The organism is Methylobacterium sp. Leaf93 (assembly GCF_001422345.1).
GTDB lineage: Bacteria > Pseudomonadota > Alphaproteobacteria > Rhizobiales > Beijerinckiaceae > Methylobacterium > Methylobacterium bullatum.
Genome location: NZ_LMMS01000001.1, coordinates 218,047 through 237,639, shown reverse-complemented (window position 1 = coordinate 237,639; position 19,593 = coordinate 218,047). Strand labels below are relative to the sequence as shown.

The 19,593-nt window shown below is 65.2% G+C and carries 18 protein-coding genes; 8 read left to right on the top strand and 10 right to left on the bottom strand.

The window, feature by feature from the left end; all coding sequences use genetic code 11:
* Positions 1–144: 144 nt before the first annotated feature.
* Entirely contained in the window at positions 145–1,737 is a 1,593-nt protein-coding gene (locus ASF26_RS21730) for an AAA family ATPase (protein WP_082477456.1), read from the top strand.
* A gap of 346 nt (positions 1,738–2,083) precedes the next feature.
* A complete protein-coding gene (locus tag ASF26_RS01080; protein ID WP_056248294.1) occupies positions 2,084–3,469 on the top strand; it encodes a dipeptidase in 1,386 nt (461 codons plus the stop codon).
* 288 nt (positions 3,470–3,757) lie between these two features.
* Here the strand turns inward: ASF26_RS01080 and ASF26_RS01075 are convergent, their stop codons facing one another.
* The 6 genes from ASF26_RS01075 to ASF26_RS01050 form a co-directional block, all read right to left on the bottom strand.
* Entirely contained in the window at positions 3,758–4,438 is a 681-nt protein-coding gene (locus ASF26_RS01075; protein ID WP_056248290.1) for an AAA family ATPase, read from the bottom strand.
* A 244-nt stretch (positions 4,439–4,682) separates the two neighbouring features.
* Positions 4,683–5,090: a DoxX family protein gene (locus ASF26_RS01070; protein ID WP_056248288.1), complete on the bottom strand. Its 408-nt coding sequence runs from the start codon at positions 5,088–5,090 to the stop codon at positions 4,683–4,685.
* Between the two features lie 168 nt (positions 5,091–5,258).
* Entirely contained in the window at positions 5,259–5,747 is a 489-nt protein-coding gene (cynS, locus tag ASF26_RS01065; RefSeq protein ID WP_056248285.1) for a cyanase, read from the bottom strand.
* A 61-nt stretch (positions 5,748–5,808) separates the two neighbouring features.
* Entirely contained in the window at positions 5,809–6,771 is a 963-nt protein-coding gene (locus ASF26_RS01060) for an ABC transporter ATP-binding protein (RefSeq protein WP_056248282.1), read from the bottom strand.
* Between the two features lie 10 nt (positions 6,772–6,781).
* The gene (ntrB, locus tag ASF26_RS01055; RefSeq protein ID WP_027170993.1) at positions 6,782–7,621 is read right to left on the bottom strand and encodes a nitrate ABC transporter permease; all 840 of its coding nucleotides are present in this window, start codon (positions 7,619–7,621) and stop codon (positions 6,782–6,784) included.
* A 3-nt stretch (positions 7,622–7,624) separates the two neighbouring features.
* Positions 7,625–8,986 carry a CmpA/NrtA family ABC transporter substrate-binding protein gene (locus ASF26_RS01050; RefSeq protein ID WP_056248279.1) on the bottom strand — a complete coding sequence of 454 codons (1,362 nt, stop codon included), beginning with the start codon at positions 8,984–8,986 and terminating at the stop codon, positions 7,625–7,627.
* A 160-nt stretch (positions 8,987–9,146) separates the two neighbouring features.
* Here ASF26_RS01050 and ASF26_RS01045 point away from each other — a divergent pair, with 160 nt between their 5' ends.
* Positions 9,147–11,063, top strand: a complete 1,917-nt coding sequence (locus ASF26_RS01045; RefSeq protein WP_056248277.1) for a sigma 54-interacting transcriptional regulator — start codon at positions 9,147–9,149, stop codon at positions 11,061–11,063.
* Between the two features lie 141 nt (positions 11,064–11,204).
* Positions 11,205–11,780, top strand: coding sequence for a PilZ domain-containing protein (locus tag ASF26_RS01040; RefSeq protein ID WP_056248273.1), 576 nt, complete (start codon positions 11,205–11,207; stop codon positions 11,778–11,780).
* A gap of 8 nt (positions 11,781–11,788) precedes the next feature.
* Here ASF26_RS01040 and ASF26_RS01035 read toward each other — a convergent pair whose 3' ends face one another.
* Positions 11,789–12,715: a LysR family transcriptional regulator gene (locus ASF26_RS01035; protein WP_056248270.1), complete on the bottom strand. Its 927-nt coding sequence runs from the start codon at positions 12,713–12,715 to the stop codon at positions 11,789–11,791.
* Between the two features lie 129 nt (positions 12,716–12,844).
* Here ASF26_RS01035 and ASF26_RS01030 point away from each other — a divergent pair, with 129 nt between their 5' ends.
* Together ASF26_RS01030 and ASF26_RS01025 are read left to right on the top strand one after the other, a co-directional pair.
* Positions 12,845–13,777, top strand: coding sequence for a ring-cleaving dioxygenase (locus ASF26_RS01030; RefSeq protein ID WP_056248267.1), 933 nt, complete (start codon positions 12,845–12,847; stop codon positions 13,775–13,777).
* 56 nt (positions 13,778–13,833) lie between these two features.
* Positions 13,834–14,481, top strand: a complete 648-nt coding sequence (locus ASF26_RS01025) for an alpha/beta hydrolase (RefSeq protein ID WP_056248263.1) — start codon at positions 13,834–13,836, stop codon at positions 14,479–14,481.
* On the opposite strand, the gene ASF26_RS01020 is transcribed toward ASF26_RS01025, so the two are convergent.
* Both ASF26_RS01020 and ASF26_RS01015 read right to left on the bottom strand, forming a co-directional pair.
* Positions 14,421–15,668, bottom strand: a complete 1,248-nt coding sequence (locus tag ASF26_RS01020; RefSeq protein WP_056249700.1) for a glycosyltransferase family 4 protein — start codon at positions 15,666–15,668, stop codon at positions 14,421–14,423. The two genes, ASF26_RS01025 and ASF26_RS01020, sit on opposite strands and share 61 nt — an antisense overlap.
* 23 nt (positions 15,669–15,691) lie before the next feature.
* Positions 15,692–16,507, bottom strand: coding sequence for a methyltransferase domain-containing protein (locus tag ASF26_RS01015; RefSeq protein WP_244475784.1), 816 nt, complete (start codon positions 16,505–16,507; stop codon positions 15,692–15,694).
* A gap of 312 nt (positions 16,508–16,819) precedes the next feature.
* On the opposite strand from ASF26_RS01015, the gene ASF26_RS01010 reads away from it, so the two are divergent.
* Both ASF26_RS01010 and ASF26_RS01005 read left to right on the top strand, forming a co-directional pair.
* A complete protein-coding gene (locus tag ASF26_RS01010; protein WP_056248258.1) occupies positions 16,820–17,911 on the top strand; it encodes an adenylate/guanylate cyclase domain-containing protein in 1,092 nt (363 codons plus the stop codon).
* Entirely contained in the window at positions 17,908–18,390 is a 483-nt protein-coding gene (locus ASF26_RS01005) for a YaiI/YqxD family protein (RefSeq protein ID WP_056248255.1), read from the top strand. The genes ASF26_RS01010 and ASF26_RS01005 overlap by 4 nt, the downstream gene beginning before the upstream one ends.
* Before the next feature lie 45 nt (positions 18,391–18,435).
* On the opposite strand, the gene ASF26_RS01000 is transcribed toward ASF26_RS01005, so the two are convergent.
* On the bottom strand, positions 18,436–19,377 hold the full coding sequence (locus ASF26_RS01000) for an HD domain-containing phosphohydrolase (protein WP_244475783.1): 942 nt from the start codon (positions 19,375–19,377) through the stop codon (positions 18,436–18,438).
* Positions 19,378–19,593 lie beyond the last annotated feature (216 nt).

Below are 19,593 nucleotides of genomic sequence, written 5' to 3'. Positions count from 1 at the left end.
GATGGATCTGATTCGCTGATCGTACTGGCGGTATTCAGTCGGCGCTTCTCTAAATTTTTCTTCTTGAAATTCACGCACAAGATGCGATATCTCGAAGTTAGTTGTAGCCTATAACAGCATGCACACTAAGGGTTGGTGCCTTTCATGCCATTTTCAATATCGATACCGGGTCCGCACACTAGTACTGAAATTACGGCTAATGAAGGTAAAACAGTTATCTTTGTAGGAGCTAATGGTGGTGGCAAGACTCGACTTGCTGTTTTAATTGAGAGAACTTTCGGTAGTAGGTCTCACCGTATTGCTGCGCACAGGGCGCTAAAGTTAAATCCGAGCGTTGCAAAAATTAGCAAAGAGTGGGCAATTCGAGGGCTTAAGACCGGATATGCTCCGCAATTTACTGACAACAGGGATGGAAATCGTTGGGGCGGAAAGGCTGAGACTAGTATTCTTGACGATTATGATTTTATTGTACAGGCGTTGTTTGCTGATCAATCGAATACTGCGCTTGAGTCGCACAAAAATGCACGAGCGGGTAACTATCAAAATATTGCCTATACAAACTTCGAAAAGCTAGTTGAGATTTGGGACAAGATATTGCCGCATAGGAAACTTTACATCTCAGGCGACGATATTGAGGTTTCCTCTCCGTCATCGCAGTCTAGGTATAAAGCCTCAGATATGAGTGACGGTGAAAGGGCAATTTTTTATATTCTAGGTCAGGTATTGGTTGCCGATGCAAATTCCTTGCTGATTTTTGATGAGCCGGAGCTTCATGTCCATCGCGCCATTCTTGGGCAGCTTTGGGATGAAATTGAAAGCGTGCGCCCCGACTGTGCTTTTGTGTTAATAACTCATGACCTTGATTTCGCCGCGTCGCGTATTGCCGATAAGTTTGTTATAAGTGAATACTCTCCTGTCAGCAATTGGTCCATTGAGGCTGTTCCAGAAGACTCTGGTTTTAGCGAAGAAATAACTACTTTAATACTAGGAAGTCGTAAGCCGATTTTGTTTGTCGAAGGAGCTTCGACAAGTCTAGATCGCATGATTTATCGAGCGTGCTATCCTGAATGGACAGTTATCCCGCGTCAATCATGTGAGCAAGTTATACATGCGGTTGCCACTATGCGAACTAATAAAAATCTAACTCGCATAACTTGTTTTGGTATAGTTGACGCGGACGATCACGATGCCGCTCATTTGGCGGGACTTGGTGTTGCTGCGTTACCCGTATCAGAGATTGAAAATCTGATTTTACTACCTGATGTTAGCCGTGCAATTTTAGAGAAGGAAGGTTATGTTGGGGCCGAGCTTGATAGCCGTCTTAATGCACTTATGTGTGAAGTGTTCAAGAAGATTGACGAGCCAGACGCCTTGGAGAGAGTGGTAGCACGTCACTGTCGTAGGAGAATCGACCGCACTCTCAAGAAAATCGATCTTAGTTCAGCCTCCTCAGTTGCCGATATCGCGGAGGAGTACCGTCAGCAAACAGCCGCACTTGACGTCGCTGCTGTTGGCGCTGCCGTTGAGTCACAAATTCGAGATGCAGTGAAGAGCAACAATCTTCCGGGTTTTTTAAAAGTCTACGATGATAAGGCGTTTGTTGCTATTGCAGCAAAGCATCTGAAGAGTACATCTGCCTCTGAGTTCAAGTCATGGCTGGCGCGAATGCTCCTTAACGATAGCATACCGGCTCTTACCGCCGCAATACGCGGGCATATACCGGCAATTACAGCTTAATATCCCATGATTTAAATATTAATAGAATAATCTTTTATTTTATAAAGAAAATAATTAGTAATATATATTAATGCTTTATTGTTTCTATGTGTTGTGCTGACGTCTGTTTAATTGTTTGAGGTGGGCGTAGGCCTTGGATCGAAAACATTAATCTCCCTATTTGAACCTATATTTGTCGTCCGTGTCTGATGAGCCATGGAGGTAAGGTCATGTTCTGCGCAGATATCTCTGGGGAATGATATGAAGCTGCCCTGACTAAACCTCGTAACGACCCTCACGTCGGTTTGCGCCCGCCCATCCCCTCGGTTAACCCTGTCGCCATCCCCGCTTGCCACAAGGACGCGCGATGGCCGCCCTCGACCCGGTTCTCAACGACATCGACCGCGACCTCGACAATGCCCTGGAGCGGTTGTTCGCCTTCCTGCGGATCCCGTCGATCTCCACCGATCCGGCCTATGCCGGGCATTGCCGCGACGCGGCGCAGTGGCTCGAGGGCAATCTGACGGCGCTCGGGTTCGAGACGGCCATCCACGAGACTTCGCTGCATCCGGTGGTGCTGGCCCATGCGCCGAAACCCGGCAAGCCGCACGTGCTGTTCTACGGCCATTACGACGTGCAGCCGGTGGACCCATTGAACCTCTGGGAGACGCCGCCCTTCGAGCCGCGCATCTCGGTGAACGCCAAGGGCGACAAGCAGATCGTGGCGCGCGGCGCCTCCGACGACAAAGGTCAGGTCATGACCTTCGTCGAGGCCTGCCGCGCCTTCATCGCCATGGAGGGCGAACTGCCCTGCGGCGTCACCCTGCTCATCGAGGGCGCCGAGGAGAATGGCTCTCAAGGCCTGCCCGAATGGGTCGCGGCCAACCGCGACAAGCTTGCCGCCGACATCGTCCTCGTCTGCGACACCAGCATGTGGAACCCGACCACGCCGGCCATCACCACGTCGCTTCGGGGCCTCGCCTATTTCGAGGTGAAGGTCACATGCGCCGACCGTGACCTGCATTCGGGCTTCTTCGGAGGTGCCGCGCGCAACCCGATCCACGTCCTGTCGACAATCATCGCCGACCTACACGATTCGGATGGAAGAGTGGCCCTGCCGGGCTTCTACGACGGCGTGCGCGAGACGCCCGCCGACATTCTGGAGCAGTGGCGCGGGCTCGACTTCACGGCCGAGAAGTTCCTCGGCCCAATCGGCCTCAAGGAGCCTGCCGGCGAGCGCGGGCGCATGCTGATCGAGCTGATCCAGTCGCGCCCGGCCTGCGACGTCAACGGCATCATCGGCGGCTATACCGGCGAGGGCACCAAGACGGTCATCGCGGGGGAGGCCAGTGCCAAGGTCTCGTTCCGCCTCGTGGACGATCAGGACCCCGAGCAACTCGCGAAGACCTTCGAGGCCTTCGTGCGGGAGCGCATCCCGTCGGACTGCTCGGTGGAGGTGATCTGCTACAAGGGCAGCCGCGCCATCAGCCTGCCCTTCGACATGCCCGAACTGGACATCGCGAGGGGGGCGCTCGCCGAGGAATGGGGCGTGCCGGCCGTGACCATCGGCGCGGGCGGCTCGATCCCCATCGTCGGCGATTTCAAGCGGCTGCTCGACCGCAACACGCTCCTCATCGGCTTCGGCCTCGACGACGACCGCATCCACTCGCCCAACGAGAAGTACGACCTTAAGAGCTTCCACAAGGGCACCCGCTCCTGGGCGCGCATCCTGGCGGCATTCGGGGAGCGCTGAGCGGGTTTCGCGTCCTGAAACCCGAGACATCGACAGAGCTTGTTTGCGGTGTTCGTCCAAGGCTTCACCTCATCCTGAGGTGCCGCATAGCGGCCTCGAAGGAGGCTTCCAGGGAGCGTGCGCTGATTGGAGGCCCCCTTCGAGGCCTCCGATACGCTCCGGCGCCTCAGGATGAGGAGGTCTGCTTGGATGATCGACTCTGCCATGAGTATTCGCCGCGAGCCGATCAGGCAGGCTTCAAAAAAAATCAAGGCGCGGTGACGGGTCGGTTCGCCAATGCGAATCCGGTCAGGATGCTTCCGCACCCGATCGGCTCATCTTCGCGTCGAGCCAGCCCCACAGGGCACGGATCTCCTCGGCGGCCCGGCCGCGGGGCGCGTATTCGGTGACGCCGAGGCCGGAGGCCACGGCGTCCTGGTGATCCACCCGGTGCACGATGCTGGGTTCGGCCAGCACGCCTAGCGAGCGCAGCTGCGCCGCATAGGCATCCGTGCGCGGGGAGGGCGGGGGCGGACATTGGTTGAGAACGAGGGCGAGCCGGTTCCGCATCCCGAGGCCGACGAGTGTCTGGAGGGTTGGCCTCGCGGCCACGAGGTCGAGCCGCGACGGGCGCACCGGCACGACCACGAGGTCGGCCATGCGCAGAGCCGGGGCCAGACCCGTGGCGGAGCCGGCGGTGTCGATGACGACGAGGGTGGTTCCGTTCTCGCGGCAGCCTTCCAGGATCTCGGGCATCTGCCCGATCTCCCAGGCCTGGATGCGCTCGACGGCCACTCCGTCCTTGCGGCGCAGGGCGCCCCAGCCGGCCAGCGACCCCTGCGGATCGAGGTCGAAGGCGATCACGCGTTCGCCGTCCTCCGCCGCCGCCACGGACAGGGAAGCGGCGAGGCTCGTCTTGCCGGTGCCGCCCTTCTGCACGGCCACGGCGACGACGCGGATGCGCCGGTCGTCGGCAGGCTCCTCCGTCATCACGCCGGCCCCCCGACGCGCGGCCCCGGAGTTTCGTCAGGCGCCATGCGACCTGACTCTGTATGCGACCCGCCTCCGTCACCTCGACAACCGGGCATCGGCCGCGCCCGGCGCGAGCGTGAAGGCGACACGCCCGCCGGCTTCAGGGGACGCCGTACGGCAGGGATCGTCTCTGGATCGGATGGAGCGCGGCCCCTCCGATCGATCCGGCCGGGCATCGCCGGCGCAAGCCCCGAGCCCCGGCTCAGAACCGCCCGCGGCGCTGCGCGTCGAGGCTCCACGGACCGGCGCCGGCCGCGGCGAGGTAGAGGAAGAGGAAGCAGAACAGGATGGCCGCGTCGCCGCCATTGAGGGCCGGGAACTGGCTCTTGGGCGCATGGGCGATGAAATAGGCGAAGGCCATCTGGCCGGAGAGGATGAACGCCACCGGCCGCGTGAACAGGCCCAGGATGATCAGTGCGCCGCCTACGATCTCGAGGACGGCCGCGAACCAGATGAGGGTGAACAGCGCCGGTGCCGCCCCGCCGCCCATGCGCACGGGAAACCCGAACAGCTTCTGCGTTCCGTGCTCGAGGAACAGCACACCGGCGACGATGCGCAGGACGCTGAGAAGCCGGGGTGCCCAGGTTGACGAGATCGCGTTGAGGTTCATGCGGAAACAATCTCCGAGGGGGAGGGCCGTGCGTGCGGCCAAGTCTCCGCAATCAGCACGAAACCCCCTCCGCCGTCGACTCGCCGCGCGTGAGAAAAGTCACCGCGGCCTCCTTTGAAGCCGCGGTGCCGCTACAGTCTAGAACGCTTTCGAAGTATGGCCGCAGATTTACGGCTCCTTGAAGCCGTAATCCGGCACGCCTTCTTCGTTGTCATAATATTTATACGGTAAAAACTTTCCGGAAAGGTTCATCTTCACCCGGTCGCCCTTGTTGTTGGGCTCTCGTTCCATGGTCATGTTGAAATCGATCGCCGACATGATGCCGTCACCGAAATCCTCTTGGATCAGTTCTTTCCAGGTGGTGCCGTAGACCATCACCAGTTCATAGAAGCGGTAGATCAGCGGGTCGGTGGGCGGCATCTGCGGGATCGAGCCGCGATAGGGCGCCTCGTTCAGCATCCGCTCCTCGGATTCGGACAGGCCGAACAGCTCCGCCGCCTTCTTCGCCTGGGCCTTCGGCAGCTTCATCTGTCCCATGCAGGCGGCGGTGATGAGGATCGGCGAGAGTCCGCCGATCTCGGCCTGGATGTGTTTCCAGGTCCAGCCCTTCTCGCGCTTGATGTCGAGGAGCTTTTCCGTGAGGTCTTCGCGCTTCATGTGAGGTCTCCGATGAAGGAACGTGGGTGAGAGGCGGCGCGCGGATCCGAGAGCCGCGGATTCACGAGGCGGCGGGGACGGGGATCGGCGCCGGCCCGTCCGAACCCGGTCGCACCACCGGCGGGTGGCGCTGGTCGTAGCCGGCGGGCATGGCGTCCCGCAGGGTCTTCGAGCGGCTGACGAGGAAGTCCATCAGGTGGTTGCGCAGGGCGTAGTAGCCCGGGGCGTGATGGAGGTTCGCGCGTTCGCGGTGCTTGGGCAGCGGGTTCTCGACGATCTCGGCCACCTTGGCCTCGGGGCCGTTGGTCATCAGCACGATGCGGTCGGCGAGGTAGATCGATTCATCGACGTCGTGGGTGATCATGAAGACGGTCTGGCCGGTCTCGATGCAGATGCGGCGCACCTCGTCTTGCAGGGTGCCCCGCGTGAGCGCGTCCAGCGCCGAGAACGGCTCGTCCATGAGCAGGATCTTGGGCTCGATAGCGAGCGCCCTGGCGATGCCGACGCGCTGCTTCATGCCGCCCGAGAGTTCCGAGGGGCGCTTGTGCTCGGAGCCGGCGAGGCCCACCGTGGCGATGGCCTTGCGGGCACGCTCCTCCACCTCGGCGCGGGACGCCTTGCGCCAGCGCGAGGAGACCGCGTAGGCGACGTTGCCGAGCACCGTGCGCCAGGGCAGCAGGGCATGCCCCTGGAAGATCACTGCCCGGTCGAGGCTCGTCCCCTCGATCGCCTGCCCGTCGACGATGACGACGCCCTCGCTCGGCGCCTCCAGCCCGGCCAGGATGTTGAGCACCGTGGTCTTGCCGCAGCCGGAATGGCCGATCATGCAGACGAACTCGCCCCGCCGCATGGGCAGCCACAGGTTCTCGAATACGGTGTTTGGCTTGGCCCCGGGGGCGGGATAGCGCCGGGCGATCCCCTCGATGGAGATGAACTTCTCAGACGACGACATGCGGCTGGTCCCGGCATCGGGGTCGGGAGCGGCGCTCGTGGAGCGCCGCGAAAAGGGGATGAGCTTGCTCATGGGCGCGGCCTCACTCGGGGAAGGTGACGAGGCGCTGGGCGCGCGCCAGCAACTGGTCGAGGATCATGCCCACGAGACCGATGACCAGGATCGAGACGATCACATTGGTGATCGAGAGGTTGTTCCACTCGTTCCAGACGAAGTAGCCGATGCCGGTTCCGCCCACGAGCATCTCGGCCGCCACGATGACGAGCCAGGCGATGCCGATGGAGATGCGCATGCCGGTGAGGATGGTGGGCGCGGCGGCCGGCAGGATCACCGTGAAGGCCCGGCGGATCGGCCCGACCTCCAGGGTCCGGGCGACGTTGAGCCATTCCTTGCGCGTTCCGGCGACACCGAAGGCGGTGTTGATCAGCATCGGCCAGAGCGAGCAGATGAAGATCACGAAGATCGCCGACAGGCTCGAATCCTTGATCGTGTAGAGGGCGAGCGGCATCCATGCGAGCGGCGAGACCGGCTTCAGGAGCTGGATGAACGGGTCGAGCGCCCGGCCCATCAGCGGCGACATGCCGATGAGGAAGCCGATGGGGATGGCCACCAGCACCGCGAGCCCGTAGCCCAGCGCCACCCGGCCGATGGAATAGGCGAGCTGGATGCCGAGCCCCTTGTCGTTGGGACCGCGATCGTAGAACGGGTCCTTGAGGTGCTTCCAGGCGGTGGCGGCGACGTCGAGGGGGCCCGGCATCGCCGATTTTCCGGTTGTGGCGCTCGCACCCATGAGGGCCGCGTATTCCGGGTCCATGGCCTCGGTCTTGGCGACCCCGCCCACCGCGATCTGCCAGAGCAGCAGGAAGGCGGCGAGGACGGCCAGGGAGACGATGCCGGCGCGGAGCGAGAGGGAGGCCTTCATGGCTCAGCCCGCCCGCTTGATCGCGAAGGAGTTCAGGTACTCCTCAGGTTTGGCCGGATCGAAGGCCTTGCCCATCACCGAGAAGGATTTCGAGGTGGCCGTCGGCGGGGTGAGGCCGGCCTCCTTCATCAATCTCGCGGCGTCGGTGGCGAGATAGACCTTCTCGGCCACCGCCTTGTAATCGACATCGCCCTTGATCTGACCCCAGCGCTTCATCTGCGTCATGATCCACACCGCGAAGGACGACCACGGGAAGGCGTCGAAATCGACGCGGTCGGGCACCTTGCGGACGTTGCCCAGGCCGTCGGCGAAGGTTCCGGTGAGCACCTGTTCCACCACCGTCACCGGCTGGTTGAGGTAGTTGGCCGGCGCGATCTGCGCGGCGATCTCCTTGCGGTTCTCGATCTTCGAGGCATAGACCGTCGCCTCGATCACGGCGCGGAGCAGGGCGGCGTAGGTGTTCGGGGTCTGGGTGACGAAATCCTGCGAGGCCGCGAAGGCGCAGCACGGGTGCCGGTCCCAGATCTCCTTCGACAGGATGTGGATGAAGCCGACGCCGTCATAGACCGCGCGCTGGTTGACCGGGTCGGGCGCCAGGAAACCGTCGATATTGTCGGCACGCAGGTTGGCGACCATGTCCGGCGGTGGGACGGCGCGGATCTGCACGTCGGTATCGGGGTCGATCCCGGCCTCCGCGAGGTAGTAGCGCAGCAGGTAATTGTGCATCGAATAGTCGAAGGGCACCGCGAGCTTGAAGCCCTTCCAGCTTTTCGGGTCGCGCCTGTCCTTGTGCTTCATGGCCAGGGTGATCGCCTGGCCGTTGACGTTCTCCACCGCCGGCATCGTGTAGGGAACGGGGTTCGATCCGACGCCGAGGGAGATGGCGATGGGCATCGGCGCCAGCATGTGGGCGGCGTCGTATTCCTTGTTCAGGGTCTTGTCGCGGATCACCGCCCAGCCGGCGGTCTTCACCACCTCCACGTTCAGCCCCTGCTTCTCGTAGAAGCCCATGGGTTTCGCCATGATGATCGGCGTGGCGCAGGTGATCGGGATGAAACCGACCTTGAGATCGGTCTTCTCGGGCTTCGCCCCTTGCGCGAAGGCCTCGGCCACGAACTTCGTCGGGAAAAACTGGCTCACGGCGGCCAGCGCCGTCGCCGCCCCGACGCTCCTCAGGAAGGCGCGCCGCTGCGCATCCTCCGGGAACAGGGCCCGCATCACCGCCCCTTCGACGGCCCGCGTGATCGCGGCGTCGCCGGACGGAGCGTCGGCATCGTGCGCGGCTTGATCGCGGTGGTTTCCGCAGGAGCAGCCCCCGCGCTTCAAGGTCAGCCGGGCGTTGAACGGATCGTCGAAGAGCGCCATGTCGCGGACCTTTCTGCGGAGACGGTCTCGTCATGGCAAACGCTGTGCCAGCCGCGATTCCAATAAAAAGCACAATTGGAACAATAGTTTGATATGAATGAAAAAATTACGAAATATCGTTGATTACGATTTTTCGTGACGTATGCTACGAGATATCGTGATGGAAAGATCGGTCGCGCCGCCCGCCTCGCCCTATGGCCCCGCCTTCGACAGGGCGGCGGAGGCGATGCTGGTGCTCGATCCGGTGGCCGACGAGATCCGGGACGCCAACCCGGCGGCCGCGCGGCTGCTCGGCTACGATCCCGATGTCCTGCGGGGCATGCGCGTCACCGGCCTTCATCCCGATCAGGTGCCGACGCTGATCGTCTTCACCCAGGCCGTGCAGGCGCGGGGCCGCGACTGGACCCACGCCCTCTCGCCGAGGCACGCGGAGGGGCACGGTCTCCATGTGGAGTATAGCGGCACGATCCTGCCAGGCGAGCCGGCGCTCCTTCTCGTCAGCCTGTTCGACCTCGACGAGCGCCGCCGCCGCCTCGTGGATACGGAGGCCGATGCGCATATGCGGGCCGGCCTGACCGAGTGGCAGCGGATGGAGCGGATCTTCCGCGATATCGAGCGCGAGAACCAGCTGATCCTGCGCGCGGCCGGCGAAGGCATCTACGGGGTCAATGCCGAGGGCATCACCACCTTCATCAACCCGGCGGCCGAGCGGATGCTGGGCTGGGACGCGGCCGATCTCGTCGGGCGCGACATGCATGCCACCGTCCACCACAGCCACCCGGATGGCTGCCATTACCCGCATCAGGATTGCCCGATCTACGCCGCCTTCCGCGATGGGGCCGTGCATCAGGTCGACACCGAGGTGTTCTGGCGCCGGGACGGCACGCCGATTTTCGTGGAATACACCTCGACGCCGATCCGCGACCGGGGCCGGCTCCTCGGCGCGGTCATCGTGTTCCGCGACATCAGCCAGCGGCGAGAGGCCGACGAGCGTCTGCGCCAGGCCCTGGCGGAGGTCGATTCCCTGCGCCAGCGCCTGGAGCTCGAGAACGCCTATCTGCGCGAGGAAATCCGCGAGGGCGGGCACCACCAGGGCATCATCGGCCGCTCGCCGGCCATCGAGGCGACCCTCCGGCAGATCGACCTCGTGGCCGGCACCGACGCCACCGTCCTCGTCACCGGCGAATCCGGCACCGGCAAGGAGCTCATCGCCCGCGCCATCCACGAGGCCAGCCGCCGCCGGGACCGGCCCCTGATCCGGGTGAATTGCGCGGCGATCCCGCGCGAGCTGTTCGAGAGCGAGTTCTTCGGCCACGCCAGGGGCGCCTTCACCGGCGCCCTGCGCGACCGGGTCGGGCGGTTCGAACTCGCCGATGGCGGCACCCTGTTCCTCGACGAGGTCGGGGAAATTCCCATCGACCTGCAGGGCAAGCTCCTGCGCGTGCTGCAGGAGCGGCAATTCGAAAGGGTCGGCGAGGAACGGACCCGTATCGTCGACGTACGCCTCGTGGCCGCCACCAACCGCGACCTCAAGGCCGAGGTGAAGCGGGGGCGCTTTCGCGAGGATCTCTACTTCCGCCTCAACGTCTTTCCCATCGCGGCCGTGCCCCTGCGCGAGCGGCCCGAGGACATTCCCCTCATCGCCCAGCACTTCCTGAAGGGCGTGGCCCGACGCCTCGCCATGCCCGACCTGCGTCTCACGGAAGGCGATGTCCGCCGCCTCGCGCGCTACGACTGGCCCGGCAATGTCCGCGAGCTGGAGAACATCGTCGAGCGGGCGGCGATCCTCGCCGTGCGCGGGCGGTTGCGGTTCGACCTGCCCGAGACCGAGAGCGCCGGTCCCGTCGAGGGGCGACGCCCGCAGGGCGCGGTCTCGCCCGGCATCACCCCCGCCACCGAGGCCGAGCGAAGGGCACGCGACCGGGCCGACATCTCGGCCGCCCTCATCCTCGCCAAGGGCCGCGTCTTCGGGGCCGGAGGGGCGGCCGAACTGCTGGGCGTCAAGCCGACGACCCTCGCCTCCCGCATCAAAGTGCATGGCCTGGCGGGGGGCGGCCGGTCGGGCGGCGGAGCCTAATCCGATCCGCCTCACTCGCCTTACGTGTAATAGCTGTGGATCGAGTTGTTGATGCAGGATATTGAATCGAATTCTCTCGATCGTGAAAGCTTCGCCTGAAGACTCGCCAGCATAGGAAGGCTCGACGCAACAAGGAATGCGATGAGCGACAGGCGGTCGGAGGCGCGATACAAGGTCATCCTGCCAGCTCTTTGCTGGGGGCGGCATCGGCAGAATTTCTATGCGGTCACCGACGATCTCTCCTCGGACGGAATTCGTTTCAAGTCCTCGGTCGTGCCCGCCGTCGATGAGCGACTGACCTGCAGTATCCGCCATGCCGGATCTCTCGAAGCCATCGTCGTGCGAGCGGAGACATCCGCCTTCGCCATACGGGTTCTGAGCGCCGACCATCCCCTCGGGCTCGTGGTGCAGAGCCTCCTCAGCGTCGCGAAATCGCAAAATCCCCCGCCCCTGGTGACGCGCGCCTTTCCGCGCATCGTGCCGGAGATCCAAGACGTGCTGGTCACGACCGAGGCCGGATCGATGCTGCCGGGCCGTGTCATCAACCTCTCGGCATCGGGGGTCGCCGTTTCCATGGAAGAGCCCCTCGACGTCGGCACTCTGATCGTCATCGGCAGGACCAGGGCCAAGGTCGCCCGCCGGTTCGACAACGGCATCGGCGCGGCCTTTCTCTCGCCGCTCCACGAAGACGCGGTCGGCCCGCATATCGTGCTCTGATCGCGGCCTCAGGGCTGTACGGCGGCGCCGTTCGACCAGGGCGCCGCCGCGAACCGGGCCGCCAGGAAGGCGATGAGCGCGAGGACGCGGGCGGGGCGCGGGTCGCCCGGCGGCGTCACCAGATGCAGGGCGATGGGCGGCAGGTCCCAACCCTGCAGCACCCGTTCGAGCCGCCCGGCCCGAAGATCCTCCCAGACCATGAAATCCGGCTGGACGGCGAAACCGAGCCCGGCGCGAAGGGCGGGGGTCAGGGCGTCGGCATTGTTGGCCCGCAGCGGCCCGGCAGGGACGATGACCGCTTCCTCGCCCTCATGGCTGGTGAAGATCCAGCGGTCCGGGCTCGGCAGGTAGGCGTAGCCGAGGCAGGGATGGTGGGCGAGGTCGCGCGGATGCTCCGGCCGGCCATGCCGGTCGAGATAATCCGGCGATGCCACGAGGGCGCGGTTCACGAGGCAGAGGCGCCGCGCCCGCAGGGAGGAATCGGCCAGCGCGGCGATGCGCAGGCCGATATCGAAGCCCCCGCCCACGAGATCGACCAACGCATCGCTGAGATGGAGATCCACCGAGACCTCCGGATACTGGCCCAGGAAATCCGGAAGGATCGGCGCCACGTGGAGGATCCCGAACGACATGGGGGCGGCCAGCCTCACCATGCCGCGCGGAACCGAGGACGAGGCCGTGGCCTGGGCTTCCGCCGCCTCGCCCTCCGCGAGGATGCGCGCGGCTCCCTCCCGCGCCGCATGGCCAAGTTCCGTCAGGGCGATCTTGCGCGAGGTCCGGTGGAACAGGCGGCCACCGATCCGGGCTTCGAGGCGGGTGATCGCCTTCGAGACCGTGGCCTTCGACAGGCCCAGGTCATCCGCCGCCCGCCCGAACGCACCCGTCTCGGCGACTTTGGCGAAGATCGCCCAGGCTTCGAAATCCGGCAGTTTCATAGGCGCATTTCCAGAAACGATAGGTTTCCATCGTTTCTGTTTTCATGCGTCATGCCAAGCCCCAGATTGTCGTCATCACGAAGCGGCGCGGTGGCCCTCCACCGGCCAGCGCGTCCGGGAGACACGATCATGTCCGATAACGGCCTGCACCACGTCACCGCCTATGCCAGCGACATTCAGCGCAACCTCGATTTCTACCAGCGCGTCCTCGGCCTGCGCCTGGTGAAGAAGACCGTCAATTTCGACGATCCCTCGACCTATCACCTCTATTACGGCGACGAGGCCGGACGGCCCGGCACGATCCTGACGTTCTTTCCCCTCGCCCATGCCGCGCGGGGACGGGTCGGGATCGGCGAGACACAGGAGACCGCCTTCCGCGTTCCCCGCGCCTCCATCGGCTGGTGGACTCACCGGCTGATCGAGAAGGGCGTCGACCACGACGTCCTGGTGCAGCTCTTCGGCGAGCCGGTCCTCCGCCTGCGCGATCCCGACGGGATGGTGCTGGCCCTGGTCGGGGTCGACGAGGCCACCGAGGCAGCGCCTACCCGGACCGGCGCCGAGGTTCCGGCCGAGCACGCCATCCGGGGCTTCCACGGCGTCACCCTGCTCCTCAACGAGGCGGAGCCCACGGCGCGGATCCTCACCGGGGTGTTCGGCTTCTCCGAGAGCGGACGCGACGGAGCGATGACCCGCTACGCCAATGGCAACGGCGTCGGCGGGTTCGTCACCCTCCGGGCGGTGGGCGAGTTCCTGCGCGGCCGGCCCGGTGCCGGCTCGGTCCATCACATCGCCTTCCGGGCGAAGGACGATGCCGAGCAGGCGTCCATGGTGGCCGATCTCACCGGCACCCACGGCCTCCAGGTGACCGAGCAGCGGGACCGCGCCTATTTCCGCTCGGTCTACTTCCGCGAGCCCGGCGGCGTGCTGTTCGAGATCGCCACCGACATCCCGGGCTTCGCCGTCGACGAGCCGGCCGAGGCCTTGGGCCAGGCGCTCAAGCTCCCCGCCTTCCTCGAAGCGCACCGCGCGCGGATCGAGGAGGTTCTCCCCGTCATCGCCTGACATGGCCGCCCCTCCGTGAGGAGGGGCGGTTCCCACGCACTCTTCGCGAGGCCGTCATGACCAAGCTGTCCTTCACTCACCGTTTCGAGCCCGCGACCGTGGCCGGCTCGCCTCCGCTCCTGCTGCTCCACGGCACCGGCGGCGACGAGAGCGACCTGCTGCCCCTGGGGCGCGCCGTCTCGCCGGGCTCCGCCCTGCTGTCGCCCCGCGGGCCTGTCCTGGAGAACGGCATGCCGCGCTTCTTCCGCCGTCTCGCCGAGGGTGTCTTCGACGAGGCCGATCTGCGGCGGCGGGCACGGGATCTCGCGGACTTCGTCGCGGAGGCCCGTGAGGCCTACGGGATCGCCGCACCGGTGGCGCTCGGCTTCTCCAACGGCGCCAACATCGCCGCCGCCCTTCTCCTGCTCCATCCGGGCGTGCTGGCGGGCGCGGCGCTGCTCCGGCCGATGATGCCGCTCGCGGAACCGCCCGTTCCCGACCTGACCGGCACGCCCGTGCTGATGCTGTCGGGCATGGCCGATCCGATCGTGCCGGCCGGGAACGCCGCGCGTCTCGCGGGTATCCTCGGCCGGGCCGGGGCGGATGTCGCGCACGACCTCCAGCCGGCCGGGCACGGGCTCGGCCAGGCCGACGTCGCGGCGGTTCAGGCGTGGCTGGCCCGGCTGGTCGAGGGGGAGGGCACGGAGGCGAGGCGGCTTCGGTAGACCGCCTCGATGCCGTCGAGATGCCGGTCGAGGGTCAGCGGATCGGCCCAGAACAGGTCGTAGGCGGCATTCGACATGCGGCGTGCCTCCGCGTCGTCGGAAAGACGCATGAGGGCGGCGGCGAGGGAATCCGGTTTGCCCGAGGCGAACCAGAGACCGTTGACGCCGTCCTCCACCGCCTCCCGGCCGGCGCAGATGTCGCTGACGATCACCGGCGTCCCCGCCGCCAGGGCTTCGAGCACGGTGAGGGGCTGGCCCTCGTACCAGACCGAGGGAAAGACAAGGGCGCGGGCCGCGCGCATCAGCGCCTTGACCTCGGCCGGGTTCTTCCAGCCGAGGAAACGGGCCTCCGGATACTCGGACTCCAGCTGCGCCCGCTGCGGGCCGTCGCCGATGAAGACGGCCGTCTGCCCGGCGCGGCGGGCGGCCTCGGCGAAGACGTTCGCGCCCTTCTCGGGCGAGACCCGCCCGACGAAGACGATGTCGCCGAGCGGCCGATCCGCCTTGCGGCCGAGGGGCTCCGCGTCGACGGGGTTCGAGACCTCGAAATAGCGGGTCCGTTTCGGCAGGTAGGGGGCGAGAACGGTCTTCTGCAGCCGGCTGATGGTGATGACGGTGGCAGCACTCCCCACCAGCCCCGACCCCCGCATCAGCGCGTGGCGGCCGACCCGCATCAGTTTGCGGGCGTAGCTCCGCGAGTCGCAATTGTAGGCGATGCACGCGGGTGAGAGCGGAGTGCGGTGGCAGGCGGCCGAGATCGGGTAATCGTAGAAGCCGCCATTGGGGCAGGCGAGGTAGTATTCGTGCATGGTGAACACCACCGGCACCCTCGTCGCCTTCAGCACCGGTCCGATGGAGGGCGACAGGGCCTTGGCCCAGCCATGGACGTGGACGACGCTGTCGCCCGGATCGTAGCCGGAGAGGAGCGCTTGAAGGCGGAGCGCCGCCGGCCGGTTCCAGAGCCATTGCACGCCGAAACTGGCGAGTGAAGTGGTGAGCGCCACGTCGGTCTGGCCAAGCACGATCACCGCGATGCCGGCGGCCGCGAGACGCGGATCGGCCGGGCCGACGGCTGCGAAGAACACGACCCGATGGCCGCGCCCGGCGAGGCCCAGCGCGCTCTCGATGGCGACTTTCGCCTGCCCGCCGTTGATGAAGGCGTGGTCGGCGACGATGATGACATTCATGACCGCATCGGACCGGGTGATGGTCATTTACGCGCGATGACGAAGGCGAAGCTCGTGAAGGTCCGCCAGTCCCGGCTCCGGGCGAGGCGGGTGAACGCGTCGTCGATCTGGCGCAGGCCGGGCAGCTTGTGGAAGTAGCTGTAGCCGTAGAACGGCAGCACGACGATCTCGCGGAAGCCGATCTCCTTCAGGAGCGGTACGATCGCCGCCTCGCTGCCCCGGCAGTAATTGTAATGCGCCGGGAATTTCGGATTGTCGCCATCGTCCCTGCGGTCCGGGAACAGGGTATGGAGCACGGCGCGCGACAGGGCCTCCGGCATGAGCTGATTGGCCACGAAGGGCGGGGCGAACAGGGTGGGAAAGAAGCTCAATGCCGCGCCGCCAGGCAGGAGGAGGCCATGGATGTTGCGCCACATCTGCGCCACGTCCGGCACGTGCTCCATGACCATCGAGCAATAGGTAAAGTCGAACCGGTTGCGGCCGATGGCGTCGAGGGTGGAGGGCGAGGCGATGTCGCAGCAGAGTTTCGAGAATTCGGGCGGGGCGAGATCGAGCTCCTTCTGCGAGATGTCGTTGATCGTCACCTTGATCCCGTGCCGGACCAGTTCCGGCGGCTGGAAGACCGGGTCGCGCCCGCCCCCGATCTCCAGATGGTCGCGAAGGCCGTACTCGTTGGTGAGGGCGACGATCGTGTTCTTGTAGTTCTCCCAGCTCCAGTTCCAGTCGGGCGAATAGCCGAGGTCGCGCGCGATGGCGCGGATGTCGCGCGGGGCGACCAACGGGCGTATGGCCGGTGTCCCGGAAGCGGTCGGGTCTGAGTTCGCATTCGTCATGCTCATCGCGATGCGCGCCTTCTGAAGCGGTCGAGCTGCGTTGCAGCAGTGAGAGCTGCCCGTCTGACAACGAGCCTAAAGCGTACCCGGTTACGGAGATCTCACGGTCTTCCGGGTGGTCAATGAATTTCGAGGGCAGCCTTAACGGCCCATGGCCTTAATCGCGCCATCATGGACCGTTGTTCAAGGTGGGTCGATCGTCTCGGCGCGGTTCCTCGTCCGCGCCCTCCGACGATGGCCTTCCGAAGGATGCCACGCCTTGCTTCTCCCCGCGCGACGCCATCGTCTTCGTGACGAGCCAGACCGGGGTGGTGTCTGATGCTGCCGCCGCACCGTTGGTTCTGGATCCTCATTCTCGTCGCCTGCAGCGGCGCCGGGCTCCTCTACGACCTGCTGTTCGCCAACGGTGCCTCGCCGCTGGCCGGGGTGATCTATGGCCTCGCGGTGGGGGCGACCACCCTCGCCTTCGACCGTGGACTGATCTTCGGCGGCCTTCAGGCGCGCCTGCGCCAGTTGCCGGCCAAGATCTACGTCCTCACGGCCGAGCTCGCCTATGTCCTGATGATCGCCAGCGGCATCGCGCTCGGCGGCCTCGTCGTCTGGGCACTCGGCCTGACCGGGGACGCGCTCAGGGACGCCGTCAAGATCACCCCGCGGGTACTCGCCTATTCGCTGGCGGTGTCGGCGATGCTCGTCTTCGTCATCCGCATGCGCGATCTCATCGGCGGCGAGGTATTCGTGAACTTCCTCGTCGGCCGCTATCATCGGCCGGTGCGCGAGGACCGCATCTTCCTCTTCCTCGACGTCGTCGGCTCCACCGCCTTCGCCGAGACCCATGGCGACCTCAAGGCCCAGGCCTATCTCGGCGCGGTCTTCGCCGCCCTGGCCGAGCCCGTGCGCCGCAATCACGGTTCCACCGACGATTACATCGGCGACATGGCCATGATCACCTGGCCGATGGAGCGGGGTCTCAAGGACGCGCGCTGCGTCGCCTGCGTGTTCGACGTCCTCGACAGGATCGAGGCCGAGGCGGCAGCCTGGCAAGCCCGTTTCGGTGTGGTGCCCCGCCTGCGGGCGGCGCTGCATGGCGGCTCCATCGTCACGGCGGAAGTCGGGGTCGACCGGCACAAGATCGCGTATTTCGGCGACACGGTGAACGTGACCTCGCGGATCGAGGCCCTGTGCCGGCCCTTGGGCACCGAGATCCTGATCTCGGACGATCTCCTCGCACGCCTGCCGCGCCTGCCCGAGGGTATTCATGCCCGCTCGCTCGGCGCCCATGCCCTGCGCGGCCGGGGCCAGCCCCTCGCGGTCTCGACCCTGGAGCGCACGGCTCCGGCGCTCGAGGTGAGCGAGGGCGGACGGACCGTGACCGCGCCCTCGGCCGTGCCCTTGGCGGCGTCCGCATGAGCGAGCCGGCCGCCGACCGTTCGATCGTCGTGTTCATCGATGCCGATGCCTGCCCGGTGAAGGACGAGACCTACCGGGTCGCCGGCCGCTACGGCCTGCATGTCTACGTGGTGGCGAACAGCTTCATCACCCTGCCGCGCGAGCCCTGGATCGAGCGCGTCGTCGTCAGCGACGGTTTCGACGCCGCCGACGACTGGATCGCGGAACGGGCGAGACCGGGTTCGGTCGTCGTCACCTCGGACGTGCCGCTCGCCAGCCGCTGCGTGAAGGCGGGCGCCGAGGTCCTGGCACCCAATGGAAAACCCTTCAGCGAGAGCGGGATCGGTCTCGCCCTGGCCACCCGCAACCTGATGCAGGATTTGCGCGAGGCGGGCACGGTCACGGGCGGCCCGCGACCCTTCTCGGTGCGAGACCGCTCCGCCTATCTCGGCGCGCTGGATCGGACCGTGATGCGGCTCAAGCGGGGCGGCTTCGGCTGACCTTCGCCCTGTCCCGAGCCGCGTCCGGGATCCGTTTCGGCGTCGTCACGAGCCGTTCCCCATGGCCTCGCCGAAGGACTGGACCAGCCTGTCCTCTAGCCGACCCTTCATGTCCGAGAGGATCGCCATGGCGACGGCGTTCGGCATGGCCGGCTTGTAGGCGCGTTTCTCGGTCAGCGCCGAGTAGATGTCGCAGATCGTCATTAGCCGCACGGTATCGCCGATGGAGTCCCCGCTGAGGCGGTCGGGATAGCCCGAACCGTCGAGCATCTCGTGGTGATGCCGAACGGCGCCGAGGGTGAGGGCATCGCAGCCGGACTCCTTCAGCTTCTCGTAGCCGATGACCGGATGGGTGCGCATGATCGCCATCTCGGCATCGTCGAGCCGGCCAGGCTTGTTGAGGATCTCCAGCGGAATCCGGGCTTTCCCGAGGTCGTGGAGCAAGGCGGCGCGGACGAAGTGATGGCGGTCGCTGGCCGAGAAGCCGAGGTGAAGCGAGAACTTGGCGGCCACGCCCGCCACCAGCAGGCAATGCTGATAGGTGGCGTCGTCATGCGTCCAGACCCGGTCGAGCCAACGGGTCAACCCACCTTCGCGAACCGCCGCGATGATCGGTTCGAGGCTGGCATCGATCCGCGTCAGGGGGACCGGATCGTTCGACCGCGCCCCGTCGAACAGGCGGGTCAGGACTTCGGTGGCCCGTGCCACGCCGCGCTCGATGCTCCGGGCCGGCTTCTCCGCGCGATCCTGGATCACCTGCGTCATCATCGTGCGGGCGACCATGGCGGGGTTCGTCAGAGCCGAGAGGCAGCAGGTCGCGCCGAGATTCCTGGCATTGCGCATGCCGATCTCGCTCATGTTCCGAAGAAGGCAGATGACGGGAACGTCCGCGATCCTCAGCCGCGCGAAGGCCCTGCGCATGGCGGAGGCGGCGTCGCGCCGGTCCAGGGTGACATCCGACACCGCACCGATGGGCACCGGCTTCATCTCTATCGCTGAATCGAATCGAAGAACTTTGCAGTCCGCGACGAGGCTCAGCTCGTGGCGCAATAATTCACTGCTGTCGGGCCGGTCCGTAATGAGAATCACTGTCCCATCTAGCATTCGGAGTAAGCCTGAGGTCCCACGATTTCCGCAGGTTCGTGATAAATTGGAAATATGGAGGGAAGCTTAATCCAATCACTGAGTGCATTACTACGATCA

Coding starts and splice junctions, on each gene's coding strand:
- ASF26_RS21730 (WP_082477456.1), top strand. CDS start 145: ATGCCATTTTCAATATCGATACCGGGTCCGCACACTAGTACTGAAATT.
- ASF26_RS01080 (WP_056248294.1), top strand. CDS start 2,084: ATGGCCGCCCTCGACCCGGTTCTCAACGACATCGACCGCGACCTCGAC.
- ASF26_RS01075 (WP_056248290.1), bottom strand. CDS start 4,438: ATGACGGAGGAGCCTGCCGACGACCGGCGCATCCGCGTCGTCGCCGTG.
- ASF26_RS01070 (WP_056248288.1), bottom strand. CDS start 5,090: ATGAACCTCAACGCGATCTCGTCAACCTGGGCACCCCGGCTTCTCAGC.
- cynS (WP_056248285.1), bottom strand. CDS start 5,747: ATGAAGCGCGAAGACCTCACGGAAAAGCTCCTCGACATCAAGCGCGAG.
- ASF26_RS01060 (WP_056248282.1), bottom strand. CDS start 6,771: ATGAGCAAGCTCATCCCCTTTTCGCGGCGCTCCACGAGCGCCGCTCCC.
- ntrB (WP_027170993.1), bottom strand. CDS start 7,621: ATGAAGGCCTCCCTCTCGCTCCGCGCCGGCATCGTCTCCCTGGCCGTC.
- ASF26_RS01050 (WP_056248279.1), bottom strand. CDS start 8,986: ATGGCGCTCTTCGACGATCCGTTCAACGCCCGGCTGACCTTGAAGCGC.
- ASF26_RS01045 (WP_056248277.1), top strand. CDS start 9,147: ATGGAAAGATCGGTCGCGCCGCCCGCCTCGCCCTATGGCCCCGCCTTC.
- ASF26_RS01040 (WP_056248273.1), top strand. CDS start 11,205: ATGAGCGACAGGCGGTCGGAGGCGCGATACAAGGTCATCCTGCCAGCT.
- ASF26_RS01035 (WP_056248270.1), bottom strand. CDS start 12,715: ATGAAACTGCCGGATTTCGAAGCCTGGGCGATCTTCGCCAAAGTCGCC.
- ASF26_RS01030 (WP_056248267.1), top strand. CDS start 12,845: ATGTCCGATAACGGCCTGCACCACGTCACCGCCTATGCCAGCGACATT.
- ASF26_RS01025 (WP_056248263.1), top strand. CDS start 13,834: ATGACCAAGCTGTCCTTCACTCACCGTTTCGAGCCCGCGACCGTGGCC.
- ASF26_RS01020 (WP_056249700.1), bottom strand. CDS start 15,668: ATGAATGTCATCATCGTCGCCGACCACGCCTTCATCAACGGCGGGCAG.
- ASF26_RS01015 (WP_244475784.1), bottom strand. CDS start 16,507: ATGAGCATGACGAATGCGAACTCAGACCCGACCGCTTCCGGGACACCG.
- ASF26_RS01010 (WP_056248258.1), top strand. CDS start 16,820: ATGCTGCCGCCGCACCGTTGGTTCTGGATCCTCATTCTCGTCGCCTGC.
- ASF26_RS01005 (WP_056248255.1), top strand. CDS start 17,908: ATGAGCGAGCCGGCCGCCGACCGTTCGATCGTCGTGTTCATCGATGCC.
- ASF26_RS01000 (WP_244475783.1), bottom strand. CDS start 19,377: ATGAAGCCGGTGCCCATCGGTGCGGTGTCGGATGTCACCCTGGACCGG.